Source organism: Bradyrhizobium sp. NAS80.1 (genome assembly GCF_001908205.1).
Taxonomy (GTDB): domain Bacteria; phylum Pseudomonadota; class Alphaproteobacteria; order Rhizobiales; family Xanthobacteraceae; genus Bradyrhizobium.
Map to the genome: position 1 here is coordinate 1 of NZ_LGHL01000316.1, position 8095 is coordinate 8095.

At 58.5% G+C, this 8095-nt stretch carries 9 protein-coding genes; 8 read left to right on the forward strand and 1 reads right to left on the reverse strand.

All coding sequences use genetic code 11. The features are described 5' to 3' along the window. The first annotated feature begins 111 nt into the window (after positions 1–111). From AC629_RS42440 to AC629_RS42470, 6 genes are all read left to right on the forward strand, one after another. Positions 112–1356, forward strand: a complete 1245-nt coding sequence (locus tag AC629_RS42440) for a UvrD-helicase domain-containing protein (protein ID WP_283848241.1) — start codon at positions 112–114, stop codon at positions 1354–1356. 644 nt (positions 1357–2000) lie between these two features. Next, complete coding sequence (gene vapB, locus AC629_RS42450; RefSeq protein WP_084810579.1) at positions 2001–2234, forward strand: type II toxin-antitoxin system VapB family antitoxin; 234 nt, start codon at positions 2001–2003, stop codon at positions 2232–2234. Continuing rightward, positions 2234–2632 carry a type II toxin-antitoxin system tRNA(fMet)-specific endonuclease VapC gene (gene vapC / locus AC629_RS42455; RefSeq protein WP_084810580.1) on the forward strand — a complete coding sequence of 133 codons (399 nt, stop codon included), beginning with the start codon at positions 2234–2236 and terminating at the stop codon, positions 2630–2632. Before vapB ends, vapC begins: the two co-directional genes overlap by 1 nt. 372 nt (positions 2633–3004) lie before the next feature. Beyond that, on the forward strand, positions 3005–3673 hold the full coding sequence (locus tag AC629_RS42460) for a hypothetical protein (protein WP_245332180.1): 669 nt from the start codon (positions 3005–3007) through the stop codon (positions 3671–3673). Between the two features lie 160 nt (positions 3674–3833). Continuing rightward, the gene (locus AC629_RS42465; protein WP_084810581.1) at positions 3834–4232 is read left to right on the forward strand and encodes a hypothetical protein; all 399 of its coding nucleotides are present in this window, start codon (positions 3834–3836) and stop codon (positions 4230–4232) included. Between the two features lie 2 nt (positions 4233–4234). Next, a complete protein-coding gene (locus AC629_RS42470; RefSeq protein ID WP_084810582.1) occupies positions 4235–4909 on the forward strand; it encodes a hypothetical protein in 675 nt (224 codons plus the stop codon). Positions 4910–4923: 14 nt separating this feature from the next. On the opposite strand, the gene AC629_RS42475 is transcribed toward AC629_RS42470, so the two are convergent. Continuing rightward, entirely contained in the window at positions 4924–6480 is a 1557-nt protein-coding gene (locus tag AC629_RS42475; protein ID WP_084810583.1) for an ISL3 family transposase, read from the reverse strand. Between the two features lie 186 nt (positions 6481–6666). On the opposite strand from AC629_RS42475, the gene AC629_RS42480 reads away from it, so the two are divergent. Both AC629_RS42480 and AC629_RS42485 read left to right on the forward strand, forming a co-directional pair. Further along, the gene (locus tag AC629_RS42480; protein ID WP_210419204.1) at positions 6667–6813 is read left to right on the forward strand and encodes a hypothetical protein; all 147 of its coding nucleotides are present in this window, start codon (positions 6667–6669) and stop codon (positions 6811–6813) included. Between the two features lie 608 nt (positions 6814–7421). Then, positions 7422–7919, forward strand: coding sequence for a hypothetical protein (locus AC629_RS42485; protein ID WP_084810584.1), 498 nt, complete (start codon positions 7422–7424; stop codon positions 7917–7919). The last annotated feature ends 176 nt before the right edge of the window (positions 7920–8095 follow it).

Genomic DNA, 8095 nt, shown 5'->3' on the forward strand with positions numbered 1-8095 from the left:
CGTTCGTCACTCCCACGCATCGCGCCCCCTAGTTAAATCCTGATCCTAGAGAATCACGACACGAAACGCTTCGCTACCGACTTCTTCAACAGCCTGCTAGAGGGCTGGCGGATTTTTCTCCATCGCGACCAGCGTAAAGTCGCCTATCGCGATTACAGCGGCCCGGCCCTGGTGCGCGGCGGCGCCGGAACTGGCAAGACGGTCGTCGCAATGCATCGCGCCAAACATCTTGCCGACCAGATCGCCGCAGATGCCGAACGTTCGTCGGAAAAGGTGCTGTTCACAACATTCACAACAAATCTCGCCATCGACATTCAGTCGAATCTCAAGACGCTATGCCGCGAACATCTTGAAGGGACGAACCCGAGGATCGAGATTATCAACCTCGACCGCTGGGTGAGCCAGTTCCTCAAACGCAAGAAATTCCCTCGCGAGATCGTTTATTTTGGCGAGAACCGCGATCGACTCGACACAGTATGGCGTGAGGTTCTCGACGCACACAGCCGTCCTGATGGGCTCTCGGAAGAATTCGTTCGTGCCGAGTGGGAGCAGGTGGTCCAAGCCAAGGGCGTGATGAGCGAGCGCGAGTATTTCAAGGTGCCTCGCACAGGTCGCGGAACGGCGCTCGACCGGCGCAGCCGGGCTGTCCTTTGGAAGATCTTTTCTGACTATCGCGCACGGATGATCGATGAGAGCTTGGCTGAGCCCGACGACGGATACCGCGAGGCGGTCGAGATTCTGAAAGCCGAAGCCCCGAACCTTTCTTACAGCTCGGTGGTTGTCGATGAGGCACAGGATATGGGTGAGCAGGCATTCCGTCTCGTCCGCGCCATCGTGCCCGAGAAGGTTGCCGGCGACCGCAATTCGATCTTCATCGTCGGCGATGCGCATCAGCGAATTTACGCTCGGCGCGCGACGATGACCGCGTGCGGAATCAACGTGCGCGGGCGTTCGCGCCAGTTGCGGCTCAACTACCGGACGAGCGATGAAATACGCCGATGGGCAGTCTCGATTCTCGAAGGCGTGCCTATCGATGACCTCGACGAAGGGACCGATAATCTGAATGGCTATACGAGTGCCTTCCGTGGTCCCCCGCCGGAACTTGTTGGCTACCCCAGCGAGGAGAAAGAGATCAAGGCACTGGCGGACTGGCTTCTTGCCCTCAAGGCCGACGGGACGCAACTTGCCGACGTCGGCATCTTGCTGCGCACAGGTGCCCAGATCGACCACCTGGCCCGCAAGCTGACCGATGCCGGCATCGAGAGCGTTCGGCTCCGGCCCAACATGGGTGACGATCGTGGACAGCCAGGAGTTCGATTGTCGACCATGCACCGGGCCAAAGGGCTCGAACATTGACCCCGATCGGCGTCCAAGGTTGTCCCCAGCGTGCAGAGGCTTTTTCACGGCAATCCAAATACTCGAGTGATAAGCAACGGGGTCAAGCTTGGAAGCCGATCAGGGGGTAAACGGCGGGCCTAATCACATTCTCGCGAAATCGAATCGCAAACCTTTGGAAATCGAATCGCGATTCTTTGGAATCGACTCGCTCCAAATTTGGCCCGACAGTCGACGACGACGACGACCAACACACGTGGGTGGGCCCGGCAGAACTCGAACCTCCAACCAGACTGTTATGAGCGGCCGGCTCTAACCGTTGAGCTGCTTCCATCGGGGCCCATTGGAACTTTCGCGACTCACCTACGTGATGGTTGACGCTCTTATGAGGTGCGCGGCACCACCACAAATTCGAACAGATTGGCCTCGAGGTCCGGATTGATTAGAGTGCAGCCGTGGGTAAAGTTGGTCCCCTATAAGTACGTCCCCAAATCGGGGTAAAGTAGTCCCCTAGTCTGAAACACGAAAAGCCCCGCCAGCCACGGCCGGGGCTTTTTAGTTCGGACGTCAGCCCTGCGTTCCGGCCCACAGGAAAGCTACGGGTCTTGCAAGGATGTGCTTAGAGGTCTATGTATATCCCAACTGGATATACATAGAGACACATCATGACGACCTCCACAGTGTTCATCAGTAATCGCAGCCAAGCGGTCCGTCTGCCTAAGGCAGTCGCCTTTCCAGACGATGTGCATCAGGTCGATATTCTGAAGATCGGCCGCGCCCGTGTGATCGTGCCCCAAGGCAAACGGTGGGACGATCTGTTTCAGAACGGACCGCGCGTCAGCGAGGATTTCATGGCCGAACGTAAACAGCCGGCAGCCGAGGAGCGCGAGCCGCTCTGATGCTCACCTACATGCTCGACACGAATATCTGCATCTATGTCATGAAGAACTATCCGCTGGAGCTGCGCGAAAAGTTCAACGCACTGGCCGACCAACTCTGCATCTCAAGCATCACGCTCGGCGAGTTGCACTATGGCGCAGAGAAGTCCGCGCGCCGGGCCGACAATCTAACGGCGGTCGAACATTTCGTGGCGCGTCTGGATGTGCTGCCATTCGCTGAAAAGGCGGCCGCGCACTACGGCCAAGTCCGCGCTGAACTAGAGCGCGCGGGAACGCCCTGTGGTCCGCACGATATGCAGATCGGTGGTCATGCCCGCAGCGAAGGATTGATCATCGTCACCAACAACATGCGCGAGTTTACCCGCATGCAGGGGGTCAGGGTCGAGAATTGGGTCTGACGGACGATCCCTTTACCTCGCAGCGACGGCAACCGTGATCCGCGGGGTCGGCGGAGCCTCTACTCCTCTGGCGGATTTGCTGGTCTAGGGCCTTTTCCGCGGCCTCCTCGACGTTTCCCATAGGGGATGCCCTTTCCTCGGGGTCGCCAGCTGTCGCGGTCGGTCCGCCGAACTTGAGATCTCAGATTCCAACAGCTTGCAGCAGCCATAGGGGGCGTACTTTGGTCGGGGCTGCAATCGGTCTTGTTCTTCACACCATAGAAAGTCAGTGGACCTCTAATTTCAGGCCCGCGAAACGCCGAAGCCCCGCAGCGATGCAGGGTTTCCTGCGACCTCGATGCGCGCTCTCCTGAGGGTTGCAGGACAAACATCATGCACGGAGGCCTGAACCTGTTCTACCTCACCGAGCTGCCCGACGAGCTTTCAGGCTACGTCAATCTCTCGACCGCATCTGATCGGGAGGCCTGGATCCGAACATGTCTACCGGAGGGGCTTCATCAGGAAGTGCGGCGACGATTGATCTCCAATCTCAAACACGTTCTCGTCGGGTTGGAGATGAAGGCCGCACTGATCGTCCCTCACGCAAAGCAGGGCAGGCTCCTGTTCGAGTCCTATTTCCACGTGCTCAACTTCGAATTTTGCGTCGGCATGTTTTCGGTATGCGAACGGCTGGGCTCCGCGCTTTGGCTGAGGGAGAACGGTCTTGACGGGTCCGACCCAAACCGCATCCCGATCCTACACTGGAAGCCTTCTCTGACCAGGAAATTCGATCCCGAGGCGAAGTCCAACCTCGGCGCGGACGTCGACACAGTGAAGAGCGTCAGAGACAAGCTTCACCAAGATCAACTCGGTGCCCGAGAGAACATCGACTGGCATGCCTTTTCGTACGACAAGGCGTTCACGCCGGCGGCGCGCGATGCGATGTCTGCTCAGCACGAATGCCGGCGAGGTGCCGGAGGAAACGAACCTGACCGCCGAGTAGCGCACCCAGGAACGGGCCCGTCGGGCTATCCCCGGTTTCCCATGACCTCCTACGCATGAACTACAGAGCTTAAACCGCCGAGCCGATGCAGGCGACCAAGCCTGGGAATAGTCGGAGGCTTGCTGAACGGGCCGTGCGGCTCCTAAACAGCCGGAAATGGTGGACCGCCGATATTGAGCCGCTGCCGCCTCCCGGCAATAATGGGCCGGGGGGAGCACCATGGAGTCATGGCTAATCGTGCTGGTGGTCGCTGGCGGGTGGTACCTGTGGCAGCGGTCCAAAAATGTGGGAAAAGCGAAGATCGCCAATGAGCGGCTGGACAAGGACAACCGCCTGTATGAGCACATCAAGGCGGGGATGAGGGAATACCACTGGCGCGAGCGCGACCAGCCCCTCTGGCGGGCGAAGCACGGTGAAAAGGTCTTTGAGACCGCCCATCTGATGGCTTTTCACCTCGACCACTTCGCCGAGACCCGCGTCGGGTTCTATTTCAAGGACCTCGACGAATACGGCATGTACAGCTTCTTCGCTGGCAACGGCGACGATTTCATCGAGAGTTACTACCGGACCGACAGCTCCTTCCAGAAGGAAGGCGTGCTGCTGCACGATGAGGACTGACGATGGATTGGGGGGACCTTTGGTTATTCGTCGCAGGAGCGCTCGCTGGATACGGCATCAGACCCAAGGGCAAGCCGGAATCCCGGTCTCAGGACGCAATGATCTCCTCCCAGGCATCGGCGTCAGATCGCAGCAATCTGCTTCATGCATACTTGCGCGAGCTGTCGAATTATCTCGTCCAACTCAATCCGGAAAGGTACTACACGGTCTACAGCAGGGCCCTTGATGAGCAAGAGAGGCTATTCGGGCAGGATAAAAAGACGCGCGAGGCTCAACTCCACATCCTGACTGAACGATATCCGATATACGATAACTTCGACTTCATCAGCACTCGTCCATACGTAATCTATGGCGAAACGCTTGATCGTTACGACGCTGATGATATCGAGGAGCATTTCCTCAACATCGTGAAATTCCACTCGCTCCAGCGGGCAGCCTCAGAGGACTGGCGTCTAACGATGCCTATGCTCAACAAGAACGAGCTGAGCCACCTGGCTGGATACATCCGCCAGGTGAAGGACACGAAATTCAAGGAGCGACTTAAGCAGGCCGTGAGAGAACTCGCAGCGGCACGCAGGAGCGAGGTGACCGATTTTCAGCTTGCTGACGGCAGCAAGCTCTATGAATCGGCGGAGATTGTGAATCGGCGCCGAACATTGGGTCTGACGCATATTTGATGACAGCACGCGGATCACGCGGTCCCGAGCAATCGTGCTTCGAGAAGGTCGAGTTTCGCTCGGCCATACATTTGTCGTTTGACGAGTTTGAGTTTCGTAATCTGTGCTTCAACCTGGCCGTTTGACCAAGGCTGGGTAATCGCAGCGCGCACTGCGGCTCTGTCCTTGAGGACTCCCGTGGCGAGGGATGAGACCAGGCTTGTCTTTGCGTTTGCGATCCAGACGTCGAGTTTGGCCTCGTCCTTCTTTCGGATCATGTCATGGAAATGGTCGACGAGCGCGCGGGCCTCAACAAGGGACGGCACACCAGCCTCGATGGCGGCGATGGTCACGGCGTCAGCCTTGGTCATGCAATTTCGTTTGGTGGTCATGAGATGCGCGATCGTTCTGGCCGATGGAATCCTTTGCAACTGTTGTTGGCTGACCGCTTCGGACCGACGTCGGCGTGTTGCCCACTCACCAACGGCGCGCAAGGATCCCCCGAACCCTTGCGCCTGCAAGCGACGCCAGAGTTCAGCGCCATTGCGGCAGCCGCCGCTCCACTGGCCCTCAAGGAACAGATAGTACGCGTCGAGCGAGCGTTGCCGCGTGTGGAACATATCTGTTCGCCCGCCGCGCAGCGTCTGTCGAACGAGATTGCGACTATGACCCAGGCGGCGGACAATCTGTTTGATCGACAAGCCGTCGCGGGCGAGCTTCGCGATTGCCGCATTTGTATCCTCCCACCGCAGATAGCTCTCGTACCGCAGCTTTTCTGCCGAAGTGAGCAGCTCTGGGGTGATTGTCGGCGTACCGATCGCGCTGCGGATAGCGCGCATGGACTTGCGCACCGCGTCGAGGAAGGCCGCGCTGGCGTTCTCCATCAGGTGCCAGCGATCGGCGACCTGAACCGCATCGGGTAGCGCCTTGGCAACTGCCTCACCATAACCGCCACCGCGATCGCGTGACACGATCTTGATCCCAGGATGTTCGGCGAGCCAAGCTCGAACTGTCGCGACCTCGCGATCTGGCAACAACGTCACAATCCGTCGTCGCTCGAGATCGCAGACAATCGTTCCGTAGCGGCGATTGCGTCGAAAAGCCCAATCGTCAATGCCGACAACGGTCAGAGGATCAGTTCGAAGCGCTGTCCGCCGTCGTACAACCCGAAGCAACGTATCGTTGCTAACCGGCAGCATCAGCCGTTTGGCGAAGCTCGCTGCTGGTCTGCCGCCCAGTACCAGCCCCAGATGGTGGACGATGCAATCCAGCCGTGCCGTCCGGCGCGACCGGGACGGGAGAACATCGTCCCCGAACCGTTCAGCGAAAATCCGCCGCCGACAATGAGGCACCTCACAAACAAACCTCCGCGTGATCACGCGGAGGCGTATTTCCTTGCCTGCACAGGGCAAATCCGCAGCCTGTCTGTCGTATCGGCTATGGATTCGGCTTGATCTCGCTCCGCACAATGGGCACTCGGCCACGCCGCTTTCCGCTCGGACGGCCATAATAATCGAGTCAGATGAATCACTTACGCTCTCAATAACCAACCCACTCGGCACAAGCGACGAAATTCGAATGCCGGCTCGCATGATCCTGATTCCCCCGTTGGAGAATCGCAAGCTCGGCAGAAAACATCATCAGATCTGAGTCAGACCCGAACATTGACCCCACACATGCGAAATCAATCAAGAACTTGAGATGCCGATCGGCGCACGACCCCCACGCCGATTAACATCTGGAGCGGGTTCGAGACTCGTAGACCCGCCGACCTCTGGGTGTTCGGGCACACGCACGAATCCGAGGACGTCACTATCGGTCACACGCGCATCGTGTCCAACGCCAAGGGCTACGGACCCTGGCTGCCAAAGCATCGCGCCTGGGACAATCCACACTTCGATCCCAGCCTCGTCATCGAAATCTGAAGGGGGTAGCCATGACTGACAGCCACGACCCGTCGAAATCGACCGACGAAGGATTCTCTGGCTTGGTGTGTAGCGCAGTTTGCAGCCGGAAAGCGGCCGAAGGCCGCCAGAGATCTATTCGTTTCCGCCAAGACCACGACAGCGATCCCGATCCGGGATCCCGTGCGGCGGGTTGCGCAGCAAGTAGGTCGCTTTCGGGGAAGAGCAGACATCGAACGGCGGCCGAAACCTGCAGAGTCGGTCGAAAATGACCCAGAGCGGTCATTGATAGTCGATTTTTGCTGTGATGCACGACACAGCCTTAAAATGATAGGCTTCTCCGATTGAAGTATCGGATTGCGGTCAACCTCAAGACCGCAAAAGCCCTCGGTATCGCGGGCCGCCAGCGCTACTCGTCCGCGCCGTCGAGATGATTGAAAGAGGAGAGGTCGGGCTCAAAGTTCTGGAGGAGGTTATGCGTAAGATTGTGTGCTTCGCGCTATTCATGGTGTTTTTCTCAACCATAGAAGCTGAAACTCAGGCCGTTCCGGGGGGGTGTATGCCGCCCTGTCAGCGAGCGAACGCAAGGAGTTGGATGCTGGATACTGGCGAATGATCCCATCGGTGAGTTGGCAGGCACCGAAACGTTTTGGCATCTTGACACCTTCCCGACGCGCGACGCCGCCGAAGCGGCCAAGACGAAGCGAGGCACCGTTCTGGAGGCACTTGGAAAGATTTGGCTGCTCACTATCGAGGACGCATCATGGCGTGCTTCTGCCGGAGAGCACGTGACGACAATTGGACCGCTGCCAATCACCCCGGGTGTTTTTGCGGCTCAGTATATGGAGGCGATATTCAATCCCGGTATGACCGCCGCAGAGCACACGCATTCCGGACCGGAGGCTTGGTACACTCTGGCTGGTGAGACGTGCCTTGAAACTCCGTCCGGCAAACAGGTTGGTCGAGCGGGCGGTCCACCCGTGATCGTCCCCGGTGGACCGCCCATGCATCTGACTGCAACGGGAACGGAGGTACGTCGAGCCCTCGTGCTCATTCTTCACGATGCGAACAAGCCCGCGACGACACTGCATCATGAGTGGACACCGAAGGGGTTGTGCAAGAGCTGATCCACATGTGCCCATAGACCACTACAAGGCCAACGAGGTGTTCGAACGGGGTTGTAATTTACTGCATTGCAGGAGTCCGGAAATGATGCTGTGGACGGCTCCTCCACGGGCACGAGAGTGCCTAGGAGTGGGCGCCGTTTGAGGCTCCCACGATTCGGAGGAGCAGCCTATGCAGT

Coding starts and splice junctions, on each gene's coding strand:
- AC629_RS42460 (WP_245332180.1), top strand. CDS start 3,005: ATGCACGGAGGCCTGAACCTGTTCTACCTCACCGAGCTGCCCGACGAG.
- vapB (WP_084810579.1), top strand. CDS start 2,001: ATGACGACCTCCACAGTGTTCATCAGTAATCGCAGCCAAGCGGTCCGT.
- AC629_RS42475 (WP_084810583.1), bottom strand. CDS start 6,480: ATGCGAGCCGGCATTCGAATTTCGTCGCTTGTGCCGAGTGGGTTGGTT.
- AC629_RS42470 (WP_084810582.1), top strand. CDS start 4,235: ATGGATTGGGGGGACCTTTGGTTATTCGTCGCAGGAGCGCTCGCTGGA.
- vapC (WP_084810580.1), top strand. CDS start 2,234: ATGCTCACCTACATGCTCGACACGAATATCTGCATCTATGTCATGAAG.
- AC629_RS42465 (WP_084810581.1), top strand. CDS start 3,834: ATGGAGTCATGGCTAATCGTGCTGGTGGTCGCTGGCGGGTGGTACCTG.